The 17,381-nt window shown below is 72.1% G+C and carries 18 protein-coding genes; 8 read left to right on the top strand and 10 right to left on the bottom strand.

From position 1 onward, the window contains the following. Positions 1-33 precede the first annotated feature (33 nt). Positions 34-993 (bottom strand): ABC transporter substrate-binding protein, encoded by a 960-nt coding sequence (locus tag ACZ69Q_RS01560; protein ID WP_471034415.1) that lies wholly within the window; start codon positions 991-993, stop codon positions 34-36. A gap of 306 nt (positions 994-1,299) precedes the next feature. Between ACZ69Q_RS01560 and ACZ69Q_RS01555 the strand changes: the two genes are divergently transcribed. Genes ACZ69Q_RS01555 through ACZ69Q_RS01540 form a run of 4 tightly spaced genes read left to right on the top strand, consistent with a single transcriptional unit; the run spans position 1,300 to position 5,272 of the window. Continuing rightward, positions 1,300-3,792: an ATP-binding protein gene (locus ACZ69Q_RS01555; RefSeq protein WP_471034409.1), complete on the top strand. Its 2,493-nt coding sequence runs from the start codon at positions 1,300-1,302 to the stop codon at positions 3,790-3,792. Next, a complete protein-coding gene (locus ACZ69Q_RS01550; protein WP_471034406.1) occupies positions 3,789-4,265 on the top strand; it encodes a roadblock/LC7 domain-containing protein in 477 nt (158 codons plus the stop codon). Before ACZ69Q_RS01555 ends, ACZ69Q_RS01550 begins: the two co-directional genes overlap by 4 nt. A 19-nt stretch (positions 4,266-4,284) precedes the next feature. Next, positions 4,285-4,710 carry a DUF742 domain-containing protein gene (locus ACZ69Q_RS01545; protein WP_471034402.1) on the top strand — a complete coding sequence of 142 codons (426 nt, stop codon included), beginning with the start codon at positions 4,285-4,287 and terminating at the stop codon, positions 4,708-4,710. A 34-nt stretch (positions 4,711-4,744) separates the two neighbouring features. Beyond that, on the top strand, positions 4,745-5,272 hold the full coding sequence (locus ACZ69Q_RS01540; RefSeq protein WP_471039985.1) for a GTP-binding protein: 528 nt from the start codon (positions 4,745-4,747) through the stop codon (positions 5,270-5,272). A 12-nt stretch (positions 5,273-5,284) separates the two neighbouring features. On the opposite strand, the gene ACZ69Q_RS01535 is transcribed toward ACZ69Q_RS01540, so the two are convergent. The 6 genes from ACZ69Q_RS01535 to ACZ69Q_RS01510 all read right to left on the bottom strand — a co-directional run bounded on the left by ACZ69Q_RS01535 (position 5,285) and on the right by ACZ69Q_RS01510 (position 10,328). Continuing rightward, positions 5,285-5,953: an ABC transporter permease gene (locus tag ACZ69Q_RS01535; protein ID WP_471034397.1), complete on the bottom strand. Its 669-nt coding sequence runs from the start codon at positions 5,951-5,953 to the stop codon at positions 5,285-5,287. Further along, positions 5,950-6,663 (bottom strand): ABC transporter permease, encoded by a 714-nt coding sequence (locus ACZ69Q_RS01530; protein ID WP_471034395.1) that lies wholly within the window; start codon positions 6,661-6,663, stop codon positions 5,950-5,952. Before ACZ69Q_RS01530 ends, ACZ69Q_RS01535 begins: the two co-directional genes overlap by 4 nt. Beyond that, positions 6,660-7,805, bottom strand: a complete 1,146-nt coding sequence (locus ACZ69Q_RS01525; protein WP_471034392.1) for an ABC transporter ATP-binding protein — start codon at positions 7,803-7,805, stop codon at positions 6,660-6,662. Before ACZ69Q_RS01525 ends, ACZ69Q_RS01530 begins: the two co-directional genes overlap by 4 nt. A gap of 77 nt (positions 7,806-7,882) precedes the next feature. Further along, the gene (locus ACZ69Q_RS01520; protein WP_471039983.1) at positions 7,883-8,734 is read right to left on the bottom strand and encodes a class I SAM-dependent methyltransferase; all 852 of its coding nucleotides are present in this window, start codon (positions 8,732-8,734) and stop codon (positions 7,883-7,885) included. Positions 8,735-8,907: 173 nt separating this feature from the next. Continuing rightward, positions 8,908-9,519: a TIGR04282 family arsenosugar biosynthesis glycosyltransferase gene (locus ACZ69Q_RS01515; RefSeq protein WP_471034387.1), complete on the bottom strand. Its 612-nt coding sequence runs from the start codon at positions 9,517-9,519 to the stop codon at positions 8,908-8,910. Continuing rightward, complete coding sequence (locus tag ACZ69Q_RS01510; RefSeq protein ID WP_471034383.1) at positions 9,516-10,328, bottom strand: glycosyltransferase family 2 protein; 813 nt, start codon at positions 10,326-10,328, stop codon at positions 9,516-9,518. The genes ACZ69Q_RS01515 and ACZ69Q_RS01510 overlap by 4 nt, the downstream gene beginning before the upstream one ends. Positions 10,329-10,432: 104 nt before the next feature. Between ACZ69Q_RS01510 and ACZ69Q_RS01505 the strand changes: the two genes are divergently transcribed. Together ACZ69Q_RS01505 and ACZ69Q_RS01500 are read left to right on the top strand one after the other, a co-directional pair. After that, on the top strand, positions 10,433-11,227 hold the full coding sequence (locus ACZ69Q_RS01505) for a response regulator transcription factor (RefSeq protein ID WP_471034380.1): 795 nt from the start codon (positions 10,433-10,435) through the stop codon (positions 11,225-11,227). Between the two features lie 2 nt (positions 11,228-11,229). After that, entirely contained in the window at positions 11,230-12,342 is a 1,113-nt protein-coding gene (locus ACZ69Q_RS01500) for a sensor histidine kinase (protein ID WP_471034375.1), read from the top strand. A 30-nt stretch (positions 12,343-12,372) separates the two neighbouring features. Here the strand turns inward: ACZ69Q_RS01500 and ACZ69Q_RS01495 are convergent, their stop codons facing one another. From ACZ69Q_RS01495 to ACZ69Q_RS01485, 3 genes are read right to left on the bottom strand one after another with little or no spacing between them, the layout of a single operon-like run. Continuing rightward, positions 12,373-13,374, bottom strand: a complete 1,002-nt coding sequence (locus tag ACZ69Q_RS01495) for an NAD-dependent epimerase/dehydratase family protein (protein ID WP_471034370.1) — start codon at positions 13,372-13,374, stop codon at positions 12,373-12,375. A gap of 53 nt (positions 13,375-13,427) precedes the next feature. Next, the gene (locus ACZ69Q_RS01490; protein ID WP_471034366.1) at positions 13,428-14,882 is read right to left on the bottom strand and encodes a sensor histidine kinase; all 1,455 of its coding nucleotides are present in this window, start codon (positions 14,880-14,882) and stop codon (positions 13,428-13,430) included. Next, positions 14,879-15,568, bottom strand: coding sequence for a response regulator transcription factor (locus ACZ69Q_RS01485; RefSeq protein WP_471034362.1), 690 nt, complete (start codon positions 15,566-15,568; stop codon positions 14,879-14,881). Before ACZ69Q_RS01485 ends, ACZ69Q_RS01490 begins: the two co-directional genes overlap by 4 nt. A 152-nt stretch (positions 15,569-15,720) precedes the next feature. Between ACZ69Q_RS01485 and ACZ69Q_RS01480 the strand changes: the two genes are divergently transcribed. Beyond that, entirely contained in the window at positions 15,721-17,058 is a 1,338-nt protein-coding gene (locus ACZ69Q_RS01480) for a ferredoxin reductase family protein (protein ID WP_471034357.1), read from the top strand. 19 nt (positions 17,059-17,077) lie between these two features. Continuing rightward, positions 17,078-17,381: FMN-binding protein (locus ACZ69Q_RS01475; protein WP_471034352.1), on the top strand; the 304-nt coding region annotated here is incomplete at its 3' end.

Here is a 17,381-nt window from a genome sequence, read left to right as displayed (position 1 = left end):
GACCGTCACAACCCCGCGGGAGCCTGCCGTGCGTCAGCCGAGGCCGGCCGACTTCAGCCAGTCCTTGGCCACGTCGAGCGGGTCCTTGTTCTCGAGCTGGACCTGGGAGTCCAGGTCCAGGAGCGTCTTGGTGTCCAGCTTGGCCGACACCGCGTTGAGGGCGTCGACGCCCTCCTTCGACAGACCGCTCTTGTAGACGAGCGGGGTCACGTTCGCGAAGCCGAAGAGGTTCTTCGGGTCCTTCAGGACGACGAAGCCCTCCTTGGTGATGGTCGGGTCGGTCGTGAAGATGTCCGCGGCCTGCACGGTGTTCTTCGTCAGCGCCGCCTGGGTCAGCGGGCCGCCCGCGTCCAGCGCCTTGAACGACTTGAACTTCAGGCCGTACTCGGACTCCAGGCCCTTCAGGCCCTGCTGGCGGGTCTGGAACTCCGGCGAGCCGCCGATCACCAGGTCCGGGGCGATGTCCTTGAGGTCCTCGAGGCTGGAGTCGGCGGTGAGCTTGTGCTCCTTCGCCGTCTCCGCGTTGATGCTGACGGAGTCCTTGTCCTCGGCCGGCGAGGACTCCAGCAGCGTCAGCTTCGCGTCCAGCTTGCCCTTCACCGCCTCGTTCACGGCGTCGGCCGAGTCCTGCTGCGCCTTCGGGTCGAGGTAGGCGAGCAGCGAGCCGTTGTACTCGGGCAGAACGGTGATGGAGCCGTTCTTGAGCAGGCCGTACGTCGTCTCGCGGCTGCCGATGTTGGGCTTGTAGGTGACCTTGATGCCCTTGGCCTTGAGGGCCTCGCCGTAGATGTCGGCGAGCAGGATGGACTCGGCGAAGTTGTTGGAGCCGACGACGACGGTGTCGCCGCTCGCCGCCCCGTCCCCGGCCAGAGGGTCGGACTTGTCGTCCGAGGAGGAGCATCCCGCCAGCAGCGCCGCCGTGGCGGCGAGCGCGACCGCGGCCGCGCCGGGATGGCTCCTGAGGGACCTGCTGCGTGAAGCGGTGAAAGTCACGGTTCCCGTTCCGGATTCAGGCGTTGGGAAAGCTCTTCCACTGATCCAATCCAGCCTGTTCTCGGTCAGTCAAGACCGGTCAGGTCACCGATTGGCCTCAAAAAACGGAAGGTAACGGGCAGTTGTGCCGTGATGTGAAGGCGGGACCCTTTGGGTGCAGGGGGCTGTAACGGATTCTTGACGTACAGTTCCGGTCACGGCATTCAAAGGGCGGTACTGTCCCCCGGACAATGCCGGTTCACTTCGATCAACAGCGGTCACGTGAGACCTCGCGCCCAGTGCGACGCCCACGAAGGAGGCAACTCGGTGTCCACGAACGAGGAGGGCGCATCCCGCCCGCGTCGTATACGCGGCTTCGCCGACCGCTGGCCCTTCAGACGTAAGCTGAACCTCCTCGTCCGGGTGCCGCTGGCCGTGGTCGCCGTCCTGCTGGCCTACCTCATCGCGGACCAGACCGCGCAGTCGCGGAACGCGGCGGGCGCCGCCCAACTGGTGCGGGAGAGCGCCGAGGTCGCCACACTCGTGGACCGGCTGGCCGCGGAGCACCAGCAGGCGATCGTGCTGTCCGTGCGGCACGAGGCCACCGAGGGCGACCAGCCGTCGAGTGCCGCCTACCACACCGCCCAGACCATGGTGGACGCCCAGGTCCAGCGGGTGCGCGACGCCTTCGGGGACCGGTTGCCCGAGACCGAGGCGCAGGCTCTCAAGAGCGTCCAGGGCCTGAGCAGTCTGCGTGAGACCGTCGAGCAGGGATATCTGCCCGCCAGCAACATCGACCCCGCCTACACGCACGCCGCGGACGGCCTCATCGACGGTCTGGGCCTGGACCGCAACCCCGATCTCGCCACCGGGTTCACCGGCAACGTCCTCGACTCGCTGCTGCGCGCCGGTGCGGCCCACGGTGCCTTCGAGACCGGCGTGTTCTCCGCGTCGACCGGTGACTCCAACGCGCTGATCGAGTTCATCGGCGCGATCGGCTCCTACGACGAGTACACGCATCAGGCCGAACGGTTCGCCAGGTTCGCGACCGATTCGCAGGCCGCGCAGCTCGACGGGATCAGGTACACGGCGGCACAGAGCATCATCAGCCGGCAGTACACCGACCTCCAGATCGACCCCGGCTCCCTGCAGGGCGATTCGGCCGCCGAGATCCGCAGCTCGCTCGCGACGGCGCTGGACTCCTACGGCGCCTACCGCGACCAGGCCAGGACCCGCCTCGGCATCACCACCTCGCTCATCCACCAGATCGCCGACGAGGCGGACAGCGCCTCCGAATCGGCCGCCTGGCGCGCGGTGCTGCTGCTCGGGTTCGCCGTGTTCGGCTTCGCCGTCTGGCTGGTCCTCGCGACGCTGGTGCACCGCTCGGTGGTCCGCCCGGTGCAGGCCCTCACGGGCGCGGCGCGGCAGGTCGCCGATGTCGCCGAGCGGGAGCTCGCCCGGGTGGCCGACGACGACGCCGAGGACGACGGCCCGCCGCGGCTGCGCGAGATGCCGGTGACGGCCCGCGACGAGATCGGCGAACTCGCCGAGGCGTTCAACCAGGTGCAGACCACGGCGGCCGCGCTGCTGGAGCGGCAGGTGCTCAGCCGGCGCAACGTCGCCGAGATGTTCGGCAACGTGGGCCGCCGGGTCAGCAACCTCACGACCCGGCAGCTCACCCTGATCGACGCGGTGGAACGGGGCGAGACGGACCCCGCGCTGCTGGAGCGGCTTTACTCCATCGACCACATCGCGGTCCGGTTGCGCCGCAACGCCGACAGCCTGATGCTGCTCGCCGGCATCCACGAGGCCGTCCTCGACTCGGGACCCACCTCCCTCACCAACGTCGTACGCGCCTCGCTCGGCCAGATCGAGGGCTACCAGCGTGTGGAGCTGCGCGCGCGGACCGAGGTCAGGGTGGAGCCGGAGGTCATCGGCGACCTGACGCTGATGATGGCCGAACTCCTGGAGAACGCGGTGTCGTTCTCGCCGGAGGGCAGCCCGGTCGAGGTGGCGGTGTCGGCCGCGGGCGACGACGCGGTCGTCGTCGTCGCCGACCACGGCCTGGGCATGAGCCCCGAGCGCCTCGACGAGGAGAACCAGCGCCTGATCCGCCGCGAGCGGCTGGACGTCGTACCGACGAAGGTCCTCGGCCTGTTCGTGGTCGGTACCCTGGCGCGCCGCTGGGAGATCACGGTCGCCCTGTCACGCACACCGGGCGGTGGTGTGACGGCCGAGGTGACGGTGCCGTCGTCGCTGCTGGTGACGGGCAGTACGACGGGGGCGACGGCCACGGCGGCGCTGACGGCGGTCGCCGCGGCCGCGAAGGCGCCGGAGGCGGACGACGCCGCTGCCGCCCCTGCCACCGCGGCCACCGGGCCGGTGCCCTCGCCCGCCGCGCGGGAGGACGCCGTACGGGACGACGACGACGGGGATTCCGACGGGCCGCGGCCTCTGCCTCGCCGGGTCTCCCAGCGCGAGAGCGAGCCCGCGCCGAACGGGACGCCGGTGAACGGCGAGGCCCGCCCCCTGCGGCGCCGCGTGCGAGGTGCGACCCTGCGCACGACGGGCGTCGACACCGCCGAGCGGCCCGCGGTGTCGCGGCAGGCCGCGCGGACCGTGGACGCGGAAGAGGTGCGGGCCGCCATGGAGGAGTTCGAGGCGGCCGTGGAGCGAGCGCACCGCGACAGCCGCGGTGACGCCGACACCGACGGCAGGGACCACAGCAGCGACAACGGCGGGCCTGGAGAACAGGCCGCCCCACGCACAACCCCCCACACGCACAACCAGAACGGCCTCCCGGAAGGAGCGCAGCAGTGAGCACGTCGACAGGTGGCACCCCGGCGGAAGGCGCCACGACGGCCGAACTCAAGGCCGCCGCAGCCGACTTCACCTGGCTGCTGAACCGCTTCGCGAAGGAGACGGCCGGCGTCGTGGACGCCATCGCCGTGTCGTCCGACGGGCTGCTCATCGCCGTGTCCGAACTGCGTGAGCAGGCCGACTCCGAGCGGCTCGCCGCGATCGTCTCCGGCATCACGAGCCTCGCCGCCGGAGCCTCCGGCAACTACGGCCTCGGCGGCCTGAACAAGGTCATCATCGACCTTGAGGGCGGCCACGTCCTGGTCTCCGCGATCGGCAGCGGCGCCGTGCTCGGCGTGGTCGCCGACAAGGAGGCCAAGCTGGGCAACATCGCCTACGAGATGACCGTGTTCGCCAACCGCGCCGGTGCCGCTCTCAGCCCGCAGCTCGTGCTGGAGCTGAAGAACAGCGTCGGCGCCGCGTCGGGTCGCTGACCCGGGAACGGACAACGCCATGGCGGACGGCACTCCACCAGCGGACCCGAGCGGCCCGGACCCGGTCGGCTACGCCTCCGCCGTACGGCCGTTCCTGCTCACCGCCGGCCGGGTGGCGGACGGCGACGACGGACCGTCGCTGCCCGTGGAGACCCAGGTGGTGGCCACCGCCGAGGGGCTCGACGCGCTCGACCGGCTCTCCTTCGAGCAGCACGACATCGTCGCCGTGTGCCGGCTGCCGCAGTCCCTCGCGGAGATCGCGGCCCGGCTGCGGCTGCACCTGAACGTGGTGCGCGTCCTCGCCGAGGACCTGCGGGCGGCGGGTCAGTTGACGGTGCACGTGCCCGACTCCGGCGTCGTCCACGACGCATCCGTACTGCGCAGGGTCATCGACGGCCTGCGCGCCATCCCCGACGCACGAGGTGCACTCCGTGACAGCGACTGAACCGGCGACCGTACGACCGCCGTTGCCGGTCAAGATGGTGATCTCGGGCGGTTTCGGCGTGGGCAAGACCACCGCCGTCGGCTCGATCTCCGAGATCGAGCCGCTGACCACCGAGGCCGCCATCACGGAGGTCGCGGCGGGCGTGGACGACCTCACGCACACTCCGCACAAGACCACGACCACCGTGGCCATGGACTTCGGCTGCCTCACCATCGACCCGACCCTGAAGCTGTACCTGTTCGGCACGCCCGGCCAGGAGCGGTTCGGGTTCATGTGGGACGACATCGTCGAGGGCGCGGTGGGCGGGCTGGTCATCGTCGACACCCGGCGCCTGGACGACTGCTACGCCGCCGTCGACTACTTCGAGCACAAGGGCATCCCTTTCGCGGTGGCCGCCAACGCCTTCGACGGCACGGTCGAGCACACACTGGAGGAGATCCGCTGGGCCCTGGATGTCACCGAGGGCGTTCCGGTCGTCGTCTTCGACGCCCGCGAGCGCGGCTCGGTCCGCGACGCCCTGCTGGTCGTACTGGAGTTGGCGCTGGCCCGCACGGGGGCCTGACGGCAGGGACCCTCACCCCCGCCTGCGCACCCCCGGAGACACCGCGAAGCGGCCCGCCGCCCAGAAGACCGCCAGCGTCACCAGTGCCAGCCCCGCCACCAGGGTGGCGCCGCCCACGACCTTCTCGTAGTCGCGCTGGTAGAGGCCGTCGACGATGTAGCGGCCGAGGCCGCCCAGGGCGACGTACGCGGCGATGGTGGCCGTCGAGACGATCTGGATGGCCGCGGAGCGCAGGCCGCTGAGGATCAGCGGAAGCGCGGCCGGGACCTCGACCTGGAAGAGGACCCCGAACTCGCCCATGCCCATGCCGCGCGCGGCGTCCACCGGCGACGGGTCGACGGAGCGCATCGCCTCGTAGGTGGTGACGAGGATCGGCGGGACGGCGAGGATGACCAGCGGGGTCATCACGTTGACCATGCCGAAGCCCACCAGGAGGGTCATCAGCACCAGCAGGCCGAAGGTGGGCAGGGCCCGGCCGGCGACGGCGATCAGCGCGAGGGCGTTGCCGCCGCGTCCGTAGTGACCGGTGACCAGGCCGACGGGCAGCGCGATCAGGGCGGCGATGCCGAGCGCCTGGAGGGTGTACTGGATGTGCTCGCCCACGCGCGTGGGGATGCCGTCGTAGCCCTGCCAGTGGGCGCTGTCGTTGAAGAAGTCGCTGATGAAGTGGAACAGGTTCACCGGGCTGCGTCCTCCAGGGCTGCGGCGGCCGGTTCGGGCCGGTCGGCCTTCGGTGTCGTGCGCGAGCGGCGCGGCATCCACGGCGTCAGCAGCGTGCGTACGACGACCAGCAGAGCGTCGGCGAGGATCGCCAGGGCCGCCATGCTGAGCACGGCGTTCAGCGCGAGTTCGGGCCGGTTGTAGATGTTCGCGTCGTTGATCATGTTGCCGAGCGCGCCCTGGTTGCCGATGAGGGCGCCGACGCTGACGAGGCTGATGCTGGACACCGTCGCCACGCGCAGCCCGGCGATGATCGCCGGCACCGCGATCGGCAACTGCACCTGGACGTACCGGCGTACCGGACCGAAGCCCATGGCCGTGGCCGCGGCGAGGGTCTCCTGGGGGACGGAGCGGACGCCGTCGACGATCGCCGGGACCAGGACGACGAGGCTGTAGACGGTGAGCGGGATCATCACCGTGAGCTCGGTCTGGCCGGTGTAGTCGATGAGAAGGACGAAGAAGGCCAGCGACGGGATGGCGTACAGCACGGTCGTCACCCACAGCACCGGCGGGTACAGCCAGCGGAACCGCACGCACAACTGGGCGAGCGGCAGCGAGACCACCAGTCCGGCCAGCACCGGCAGCAGGGCCTCGCGCAGATGCAGCCCGACCAGTCCGAGCCAACTGTGCTGGAGGTCGCTGGGGATGTCGAAGAAGCGGTCCCAGTTCATCCGGCGACCTTCGCGTTCGTACGGCCGCCCTCGTCGCGTCCCTCCGCATGGGCGCCTCGGATGGCCTCGGCGATGGTCTGCTGCGAGACGACCCCGGTGACCCGGCCGTCGGCGTCCACGGCGACGGCCCAGCCGGTGGGCGAGAGCACGGCGCAGTCCAGAGCGGCGCGCAGCGAGTCCGTGCCGGGCACGAACGGCCGCCCGTACGGCAGGAGTTCCTCCGCCTTGATGTCCCCGGCGGTCAGCTCCCGCGGCTCGCTCCAGCCGAGCGGCTTGCCGTCGGGATCCGTGACCAGGAGATAGGGAACGTCGGTCGTGTCGTGCGCGGCGATCCGCTCGGCCGTGGCGTCGACGGCCACGACGGGCCCGGTCAGCAGCTCCAGCCCGGCGGCGGGGAAGAAGGACAGCCGCCGGATGCCGCGGTCGGCGCCGAGGAAGTCCTCGACGAACGCGTCGGCGGGGTGGGAGAGCAGTTCGGCGGGCGGGGCGAACTGGGCGAGCTTGCCGCCGACGCGCATCACGGCGACCATCGTGCCGAGCTTGACGGCCTCGTCGATGTCGTGGGTGACGAAGACGATGGTCTTGCCCAACTCCTCCTGGATACGCAGGAGTTCGTCCTGGAGTCCCTTGCGCACCACGGGGTCGACGGCCGAGAACGGCTCGTCCATGAGCAGCACCGGCGGATCCGCCGCGAGCGCCCGTGCCACGCCGACGCGCTGCTGCTGGCCGCCGGAGAGCTGGTACGGGTACCGCTTGGCGAGGGCGCCGTCCAGGCCCACCCGCTCCATCAGCTCGCGTGCCCGCGCCCGGGACTTCTCCTTGCCCCAGCCCAGCGTGCGCGGCACGGTGGCGATGTTGTCGAGGATCGTGCGGTGCTGGAAGAGACCGGCGTTCTGGATGACGTATCCCATGGACCGGCGCAGGGTGTTGACCGGTTGCTGCCGACTGTCCACGCCGTCGAGGAAGATGGTGCCCTCGCTGGGCTCGACCATCCGGTTGATCATCCGCAGGGTGGTCGTCTTGCCACAGCCCGACGGCCCCACGAGAACGGTGATCGAGCGGTCGGGTATCTCCAACGAGAGCCGGTCGACCGCCACCGTGCCGTCCGGGTAGCGCTTGGTGACTGAATCTATCCGTATCAAAACGCCGAATATCCTTCGGGATTGGCGGAAGCTGACCGTTTCGTTCCGGCCATGCACGCGGCCGTCGCTGGTCGAGTCTAGACCGCTTGCGTTGCAGAAATTCGAACGGCCGGACCGGCACTGTCGGATTGAGTGCGGGTCCGGCTCGAAGCCGGCCGCTCGCTGCGCAGGGCGACGAAGGAACGGCCGCTCGCCGTCCACTGGGCGACGGCACGCCAGCTTGCACGCTCCGCGTACCGCAGCAGGGCGGGCGTGCCGAGGCGGGCCCAGGGGAAGGCGGTGCCGGTGGCGCCCCGGGCGTCGGTGACATGGACCTGGACGCGCTCGTCGAGGTCCAGGTCCGGCACGGTCTCGGCGATCAACAGGCCGCCGGGGGCAAGGAGTCGGCCGGCCCGGTCGAGCAGGGCCGCCGGGTCGCCGCCGATGCCGATGTTGCCGTCGATGAGCAGGGCCGTGCCCCAGCGGCCCTCGCCCGGCAGCGGTTCGAACACCGAGCGGTGCAACGCCGGAGCGCCGAGCCGCTGCGTGCGCGCAACGGCCGCCTCGCTGACGTCGACGCCGAGCACACGCCGCCCCTGCCGGCTCAGCGCCGCGACCAGCCTCCCGGGTCCGCATCCGACGTCGAGCACCGCGCCCTCGCAGCGTCGCAGCACCTCCAGGTCCGCCGCGTCGGCATCCGCACACCAGCGCTCCACGTCCAACGGCAGCAGCCAGCCGTCGGTGCGGCGCAGGAAGAGGGGGCCGCGGCCGCTGCGGAGGGCCAGCGAGTAAGGGTCGGCGGACCAGGCACCGTCGGCGTCCGGATGTGCGGGGGCGTGCCTGTCCGGGGCGTGGGCCTCGGCGCCGATGGTGCAGATCGGGGCCGCAGCCCGCGCAGCACGGTCGCCGGCCTGCGCCGGGGCCGGTTCGTCACCGGCCGGGTCCGGCATGGCCACGGCCGGTGACGAACCGGCCCCGGTCGTGGCCGTGCCGGGCTCGGCCCGGGGCCGTCGTGGCGCGCTGTCCGTGATGGCGCTCGTGCCGGTGATGGCGGCCGGGCGGGGGATCGTGGGCGGGTCCGCCCGGCGGGCGATCCACGCCGTCGCCAGTTGGCGCAGGCCGGTCATCGGCCGGCAGCCGGGGCGAGACGTGCGAGCGCGGTGGCGAACAGCCCGCCCGGCGCCCTCTTGGCGACCACCTCGGCGTCGTACGCCGTGTCGACGTCCCGCAGCCGCGGCAGATCACGCACCCGCAGGTCCGCGAGGCGGGCCCGCTGTGCGGCGCCCGTGTGCGGCGTCGACATCGGGACACCGCGCAGGCGTGCCGGGTCCGGTTCGGCGAGGCCCAGCGCCCAGAAGCCGCCGTCGGCGGCGGGGCCGAAGTACGCGTCGCAGCCCGACCAGTCCACCGTCAGCAACTCCGGCGTCACCTGCGGGGTGTCCATGCCGATGAGCAGCGCCGGACCGTCGCAGCCCGCGAAGGCGGCGGCCAGCCGTTCGTCGAGGCCGCCCGCGCACTGCGGTACGACCTCGAAGCCGTCCGGCAGCCAGGGGCCCGGCGTTCCCTCCAGTACCAGCACCCGGCGCCGTGCGGGCGTGCGCGCGACGGCGTGGAGCGTGTCCGCGAGGGACGCCTCGGCGAGCGCGGCGGCCTCCTCGGGCGTGAAGGGCGGCGTCAGCCTGGTCTTCACCCGCCCCGGGCGGGGCTCCTTGGCGATGACGAGGAGCGTGGTCACGGGCGGGTTCCCTTCCGTACGGGGGCGTCGGCTCCGGCGCTGCGGCCGAGACCGTCGGCGGATGCCGGCTCGCGCTCCTCGTGTGCGAGTGACTCCCCCTCGCCTCCACTCCCGTCGGCCAGCACCCGGCTCATGTCCCGCACCGCCTGCCACGTCCCGCGCCAGGTGCCGGTCACCTTCGACGCGCCCGTTCGCGGGCGGTACGGCACGTCGTACTCGGCGATCCGCCAGCCCGCGTCGGCGGCGCGGACGACCATCTGGAGCGGGTAGCCGCTGCGCCGGTCCGTCAGGGCGAGGGCGAGCAGGGACTCGCGCCGGGCCGCACGCAGCGGGCCCAGGTCGTGCAGGCGCAGGCCGGTGCGGCGGTGCAGGAGGCGGGTGACGGCGAGGTTGCCGGTCCGCGCCCGCAGCGGCCAGGCACCGCGCGTCTCGGGGCGGCGCCGGCCCATGACCAGGTCGGCCTCGCCCGCCGCGATCCGCCGGACGAAGGGAACCAGGTCGCCCGGGTCGAGCGTGGCGTCGCAGTCGCAGAAGCAGACGATGTCGGCCGTGGCCGCGGTCAGCCCCGCGTGGCAGGCGGCGCCGAACCCGCGCCGCCCTTCCGTTACGACCCTCGCCCCGAGTGCCCTCGCGACATCGGCCGAGCCGTCGGTGGAGCCGTTGTCCACGACCAGCGCCCGCCATCCGGGCGGGATGCGCTTCAGGACCCAGGGCAGCGCCTCGGCCTCGTCGAGACAGGGAAGCACGACGTCGACGGACGCCGCGCGGGGCGGGTTCGGTGCAGAGGAAGGAGTCGTCACGGCTTTCACCCTACGAGCGGGAAACGGGCATTTCGGGCCATGGCTCCTTACGAAACAAGGACGTCGGGCGCCGGCGGCCGCGCTCGCGCACGTGGGGTGCGAGGCTTGGCGGCATGGAGCAGCAACCGCCGTACCCGCAGGCCGGGGCAGGGGAAGAGAGCAGGGCGGGAACCCGCGTCCTGGTCGTCGACGACGATCCCACCGTCGCCGAGATCGTCACCGGGTACCTCGACCGCGCCGGCTACGTCGTGGACCGCGCCGGTGACGGCCCCGAGGCCCTCGCCCGGGCCGCCGCGCACCGGCCGGACCTCGTCGTCCTGGACCTGATGCTGCCCGGCATGGACGGCCTGGAGGTGTGCCGCCGGATACGCGGTCGCGGCCCCGTGCCGGTCATCATGCTCACCGCGCGCGGCGACGAGGACGACCGCATCCTCGGCCTGGAGGTCGGCGCCGACGACTATGTCACCAAGCCCTTCAGCCCCCGTGAACTCGTTCTGCGTGTCCAGTCGGTGCTGCGCCGCACGGGACCGGCGCAGCCGTCGGGCGTGCTGCGCGCGGGCGGGCTCTCGGCCGACCCGGCGGCCCGCCGCGCTGCCAAGGAAGGCACCGAACTCGCCCTCACCACCCGTGAGTTCGACCTCCTCGTCTTCTTCCTGCGGCACCCCGGCCGGGTCTACAGCCGGGAGGACCTGATGCGCGAGGTGTGGGGCTGGGACTTCGGCGACCTGTCGACCGTCACGGTCCATGTACGGCGGCTGCGCAGCAAGGTCGAGGACGACCCGGCCAGGCCACGGCTGATCCAGACCGTGTGGGGCGTGGGCTACCGATTCGACGCGAGCGACACCGACGGCGTCACCGACGCGTCCGACACCACCAGCACTCCCGGCCCCGAAGCCCCGGAGGCCTGACCGTGCGCGACACCCTCCTCATCGCCCTCTTCGCCTTCCTCGGCGCCGCCGCGGCCGGCGTGCTCGGCGCGTGTTTGCTGCTGCTGATCCGGCGCCGCTCACTGATCGCCCATCTGACCGTGGTCGCGGGCGTCGGCGTCACCGCGATGCTCGCGGGCACCCTCGCGGTGGCCCAGGCGATGTTCCTGTCCGGGCACGACCTGAGCGTCGTCACCACCGTCGTCGCCATGGCCGCCGTGGTCTCCCTGGCCACCGCCCTGCTGCTCGGCCGCTGGGTCGCCGCCCGCAGTCACGCCCTCGCGCTCGCCGCCCGCTCCTTCGGCGAGGGCGGCGACTTCACCTCCCCCGACGGCCCCGCCACCGCCGAACTCGCCGCGGTGAGCCGGGAGTTGGAGGCCACCAGCGCGAAGCTCGCCGAGTCCCGCGAACGCGAACGCGCCCTGGAGACCTCCCGGCGCGAGCTCGTCGCCTGGATCTCCCACGATCTGCGCACTCCACTGGCCGGTCTGCGCGCGATGGCGGAGGCACTGGAGGACGGGGTGGCCGCCGACCCCGACCGCTATCTCAAGCAGATCCGTATGGAGGTCGAGCGCCTCAACGGCATGGTCGGCGACCTGTTCGAGCTCTCCCGCATACACGCCGGCACCCTGACTCTCTCGCTCGCCCGGATGTCCCTGTACGACCTGGTCGGCGACGCCATCTCGGGTGCGGACGCGCTGGCCCGCGAGCGCGGTGTCCGGCTGGTCGGCGAAGGGGTCGAGGGCGTGCCGGTGGAGGTGGACGGCAAGGAGATGAGTCGCGTCCTGGGCAATCTGCTGGTCAACGCCATCCGGCGCACTCCGGCCGACGGCACGGTCGCCGTCGCCGCCGAACGCTCCCCCGACGGTGTGGTGCTGTCCGTGACCGACGGCTGCGGCGGCATCCCCGAGGAGGACCTGCCGCGGGTCTTCGACACGGGCTGGCGCGGTACGCACGCCCGTACGCCCCCGGCGGGCGCCGGACTCGGCCTCGCCATCGTGCGGGGCATCGTGGAGGCGCATCAGGGGCGGGCCACCGTACGCAACGTCCCCGGTGGCTGCCGTTTCGAGGTGGTGCTGCCCGCCGCCGCTTCCTGAACGCGGGCAGCACCACCGGTCCTGGGCAGGCTACGCCGTTCGCATCCCCGCTTCGGCGAACTCCCTCATTCCGTCCTCGAAGGCCACCTCCGCCTTCCACCCCGACTCGGCCCGCAGGCGCGCGGAGTCCGCGGTGATGTGCCGTACGTCGCCGAGCCGGTACTCCCCCGTCACGACCGGTTCGGGCCCGCCGTACGCCGCCGCGAGCGCCTGGGCCATCTCGCCGACGGTGTGCGGGTCCCCGCTGCCGGTGTTGTACGCCGTGAGCGCGCCCTCCGCCGAACTCGCCTCCAGCGCGGCCGTGTTGGCGGCGGCGACGTCCCGTACGTGGACGAAGTCACGCCGCTGGCGACCGTCCTCGAAGACCCGCGGTGCCTCGCCGCGCGCGAGGGAGGAGCGGAAGAAGGAGGCGACTCCGGCGTAGGGGGTGTCGCGGGGCATTCCGGGGCCGTAGACGTTGTGGTAGCGCAGGGACACCGCCGTGCCGCCCGTCGCGCGCGCCCACGCCGCCGCCAGGTGTTCCTGGGCGAGCTTGGTCGTCGCGTACACGTTGCGCGGATCGGCAGGGGCATCCTCGCCGACCAGGCCGGGCACGAGGTCGGCGCCGCACACCGGGCACGGCGGCTCGAACCGGCCCGCCTCCAGATCGGCGACGGCACGCGGGCCGGGCCGTACGACGCCGTGCCGCTCGCACGCGTAGCGCCCCTCCCCGTACACCACCATCGAACCGGCCAGCACCAGCCGCCGTACGCCCGCGTCGGCCATGGCGGTGAGCAGTGCGGCCGTGCCGAGGTCGTTGCGGGAGACGTACTCCGTGGCGTCGGCGAACCCTGTCCCGAGGCCGACCATCGCGGCCTGGTGGCACACGGCGTCGACGCCGGTCAGAGCGCGGCGGACGGCTTCGGCGTCCCGTACGTCCGACGCGGGGTCGCAACGGACGTCGTACACGACGGGCTCGTGCCCGCGCGCCGCGAGCGCCTCGACGACATGGGACCCGATGAACCCGGCACCGCCGGTGACAAGTACGCGCATACGGCCACGCTAGGACCGGGAACCGTGCCGGCGGGTCCCGCGCGCCCGCCACGTCACGACTTCGTAAGGGCTCCGACCGTCAGCGGGATCGTCACCGTGAACACCGTCGCCCCCGGCTCGCTCGTCAGGTCGATGCGGCCGCCGTGGGCCCGTACCAGTGACTGGGCGACCGCGAGTCCCAGTCCGCTGCCGCCGCGGTCGCGGCTGCGGGCCTTGTCGACACGGTAGAAGCGGTCGAAGACCCGCTGCCGGTCGGCGGGCGGGATGCCGGGGCCGGCGTCGGCGATACGGACCTGTGCGGCGCGGTCGATCAGCGAGACCGCCACGGACACCTCGGTGCCGGCCGGTGTGTGCACCGCCGCGTTGGTGAGCAGGTTGTCCAGGACCTGGCGGATGCGCTGGGGGTCGAGGCGCAGCGTGAGGGTGCCCGGCCCCGGAGCCATGGTCAGCGGATGGTCGGCGTGGGTGACCCGGAAGGCGTCCGCCGCCTGCTCGACCAGGTCCACCAGGTCGGCCTCCTGCGGCCGCAGCGGCGTTTCGACCTCCGCGGCGTCGAGGCGGGCGAGCAGCAGCAGGTCGTCGAGGAGGAAGCCCATCCGGGCGGCCTCCGCCCGCAGTCGCGCGAGGTGCCGGTCCCGCTCCTCGGGGGCGTTGGCCGCCGCGTACTGGAACAGGTCGGCGTAGCCGCGCACCGACATCAGCGGGGTGCGCAGCTCGTGCGAGGCGTCCGCCACGAAGCGGCGCAGGCGCTGTTCGGCCTCCGCACGCACCGCCAGCGAGTCGTCGATGTGCTCCAGCATCGTGTTGAACGCGGTGCGCAGCTCCTCCACCTCGGGCCCGCCGCCGCGTCCGTCGTGCCGCACCGACAGTCGCCCCGAGTCGGTCAGGTCGTGCGAGGTGATGCCGCGCGCGGTGTGTGCCATGTCGCTCAGCGGCTTCAGGCCGCGGCGCAGCATCCCCCGCCCGAGCACCACTAGGGCCGCCAGCGCGAGCCCGAAGGTGACGGCCTGGATGGTGACGAGCTGGCCGACGGTGTCCTCGATGTCCTCCATGGGCGCCGCGCTGACCAGCACCACACCGGGCTCGACCTCGCAGGCGCGCAGCCGGTACTCGCCCTCGCCCTTCAGGTGCTCGGTGCGCAGGACCTCGGTGTCCGCGGTGGTCTGCGCACGGGCCACGGAGGTGAAGTCGTCGACGTCCGCCGGGACGTCGGCGGGGTCCTCCGGCCTGCGCAGCACGGGCTCGCCGCCCGAGACGTCGTACACGGCGTAGTACCAGCGGTAGTACTTCTTGCCGGAGAGCGTGCCGTAGTCCGCGATGGACTTGGACTGGGCGACCTGGCCCTGCGCGAGCGTGGTGTCGAGCTGGGCCGACAGATAGTCGCGCATGTACGTCGTCAGGGCCGTGCCGACGACCGCGAACACCACCAGGGACAGCACGCCCAGACCCAGCGCCAGCCGGGTACCGAGCCGCATCCCGCGATACGCCCGCCGCAGCCGCCCGCTCACTCGGCCGCCTGCCGGATCACGTACCCGAAGCCGCGTACGGTGTGGATCAGCGGTGTGCCGGTGTCGTCGAGCTTGCGGCGCAGCCTGCTGACGACCAGCTCGACGACGTTGGAGCGGCCGCCGAAGCCGTACTCCCACACATGGTCGAGGATCTGCGCCTTGGTGAGCACGGTCGGCGACTTGCGCATCAGATACCGCAGCACCTCGTACTCGGTCGGGGTCAGCGTGAGCAGCTTCTCGCCGCGGCGGACCTCGCGGGTGTCCTCGTCCATCGTCAGGTCGGCCACCCGAAGGACGGAACGCTGGAAGCCGGGTCCTGCGCTGCGCCGCAGCACGGTGCGCAGCCGGGCCATCAGCTCCTCCACCGCGAACGGTTTGACCAGGTAGTCGTCCCCGCCGCGGGTCAGCCCGGCCACCCGGTCGGCGACCCCGTCCCGGGCGGTGAGGAACACCACGGGCACCATCGTCCCGGCGGCGCGCAGTCTGTCCAGGACGCCGAAGCCGTCCAGGTCGGGCAGCATCAGGTCCAGCACCACGATGTCCGGGTGGAACTCGGCGGCCAGCCGCAGCGCCTCCTCGCCGGAGTTCGCGGTGACCGCCTCCCAGCCCTCGTAGCGGGCGACGGTCGCGACGAGGTCGGCGATGGGCGGGTCGTCGTCCACGACCAGCAGGCGTACTTTCTCCACCCGTTCATAGTGCGGTACCCGGCGCCGGTCCTCGGGGGCGGGTATGCGATGGCGACGACATCGATAATGAGCTGACAGACGTACGACAGCCTTTCGACAGCTCCCGCCGGACAAGCTCGGTATCCACAGACGAGATCAAGGAGCTGTCGCACGTGACGACCGTCCAATCGCCCCCTGCGCCGCCCACGGCGATACGCCCCAGGGTCGTCGCCCGCACGGGTCTGTACGCCGTGCTGGCCGCGAACGTGGCCGTGGTGCTCTACTTCTTCTTCGCCGCCGGTTTCGCCACGAACGCCCTCATCGTGATCGGCCGCCTCACCGGCCTGACCGGCGCGCTGCTCATGGCCTTCCAGTTGCTGCTGGTGGCCCGGCTGCCGTGGCTGGACCGCCGTATCGGCATGGACCGGCTGACGTCCTGGCACCGCTGGACCGGCTTCAGCGTCCTGTGGGCCCTCCTCGCGCACGCCGTGTTCATCACCCTCGGCTACGCCGAGTCGTCGTCGCTGGACCCGGTGAACCAGCTCGTCGACCTCGCCGAGACGGTCGAGGGCGTGCTGCGCGCCGTCGTCGCGCTGGGGATCATCATCGTGATCGGCGCGGTGTCGGCCCGGTTCGCGCGGCGCAAGCTGGCGTACGAGACGTGGCACTTCATCCACCTGTACACCTACGTCGCGGTGGTCCTGGCGTTCACCCACCAGGTCGCGGTCGGTACGTCCTTCACCTCCTCCTCCGCCGCCACGGCGTACTGGTACGGCGTGTGGGGCGCCGCCCTCGCCTCGGTGTTCGTCGGCCGTCTCGTCCTGCCGCTGTGGCGGAACTGGCGCCACCAGTTCCGGGTCGAGGCCGTCGTCCCCGAGTCCCACAACGTGGTCTCGATCTACATCACCGGCCGCGACCTGGACAAGCTGCCCGCGCGGGCCGGCCAGTTCTTCCTGTGGCGGTTCCTGACGAAGGACCGCTGGTGGCAGGCCAACCCGTTCTCCCTGTCGGCCGCGCCCGACGGCAGCCGGCTGCGGCTGACCGCGAAGGCGGCCGGCGACGGCTCGGCGGCGCTCAGGCATCTCAAGGCCGGCACGCGCGTCTTCGCCGAGGGCCCCTACGGCGCCTTCACCGCGCTGCACCGCACCCGGCCGGAGGCGGTGCTCATCGCCGGCGGCGTCGGTGTCACCCCCATCCGGGCGCTGCTGGAGGAGCTGCACGGCCACGCCGTCGTCATCTACCGGGTCGCCTCGGACCAGGACGCGGTCCTGTACGGCGAACTGGTCGAGCTCGCCCACGCCAAGGGCTCCGAGCTGCACCTGGTGACCGGCCCGGCCACGCCGGACAAGCTGGCCCCGGCCGAGCTGACCCGGCTGGTGCCGGACATCACCGACCGGGACGTCTTCCTGTGCGGCCCGCCGCCGATGATGAACGCGGTGATCGGCAGCCTGCGCGAGGTGGGCGTGCCCAAGGAGCAGGTCCACTTCGAGCGTTTCAGCCTGGCCGGCTGAGAGGGACGGGGAAGACATCGTGAAGCGAGCAATACCTGTCCTGGTCCTCAGCATCGCGGGCCTGATCCCGGTGTGGCGCTACGAGCCGTCCCTCGGGACAACGACCACGGAGACCGCGTCGCCGGCCTCGACGCCCTCGGCGTCGGCCTCCGCGGGGGCATCCGGCAGCACCGTGGTCAAGGGCTCGACCGTGCAGACCGACAAGGGGCCTGTGCAGATACAGGTGACCTTCACAGGCACCAGGATCGCGGCCGTGAAGATGCTCCAGCAGCCCAACCACCCCCAGACCACGGCCGCGGTACCGAAACTGATCGCGGAAACCA

Source organism: Streptomyces sp. NPDC036764, assembly GCF_055609385.1.
The sequence above is the reverse complement of the archived record's forward strand: the minus strand, read 5'-3'. Positions and strand labels throughout refer to the sequence as shown.

What these genes read in the sequence shown, in the direction of transcription:
- ACZ69Q_RS01520 (WP_471039983.1), bottom strand. Translation starts at nt 8,734, where the DNA reads ATGCCGGACCCGGCCGGTGACGAACCGGCCCCGGCGCAGGCCGGCGAC.
- ACZ69Q_RS01545 (WP_471034402.1), top strand. Translation starts at nt 4,285, where the DNA reads ATGGCGGACGGCACTCCACCAGCGGACCCGAGCGGCCCGGACCCGGTC.
- ACZ69Q_RS01530 (WP_471034395.1), bottom strand. Translation starts at nt 6,663, where the DNA reads ATGAACTGGGACCGCTTCTTCGACATCCCCAGCGACCTCCAGCACAGT.
- ACZ69Q_RS01505 (WP_471034380.1), top strand. Translation starts at nt 10,433, where the DNA reads ATGGAGCAGCAACCGCCGTACCCGCAGGCCGGGGCAGGGGAAGAGAGC.
- ACZ69Q_RS01495 (WP_471034370.1), bottom strand. Translation starts at nt 13,374, where the DNA reads ATGCGCGTACTTGTCACCGGCGGTGCCGGGTTCATCGGGTCCCATGTC.
- ACZ69Q_RS01540 (WP_471039985.1), top strand. Translation starts at nt 4,745, where the DNA reads ATGGTGATCTCGGGCGGTTTCGGCGTGGGCAAGACCACCGCCGTCGGC.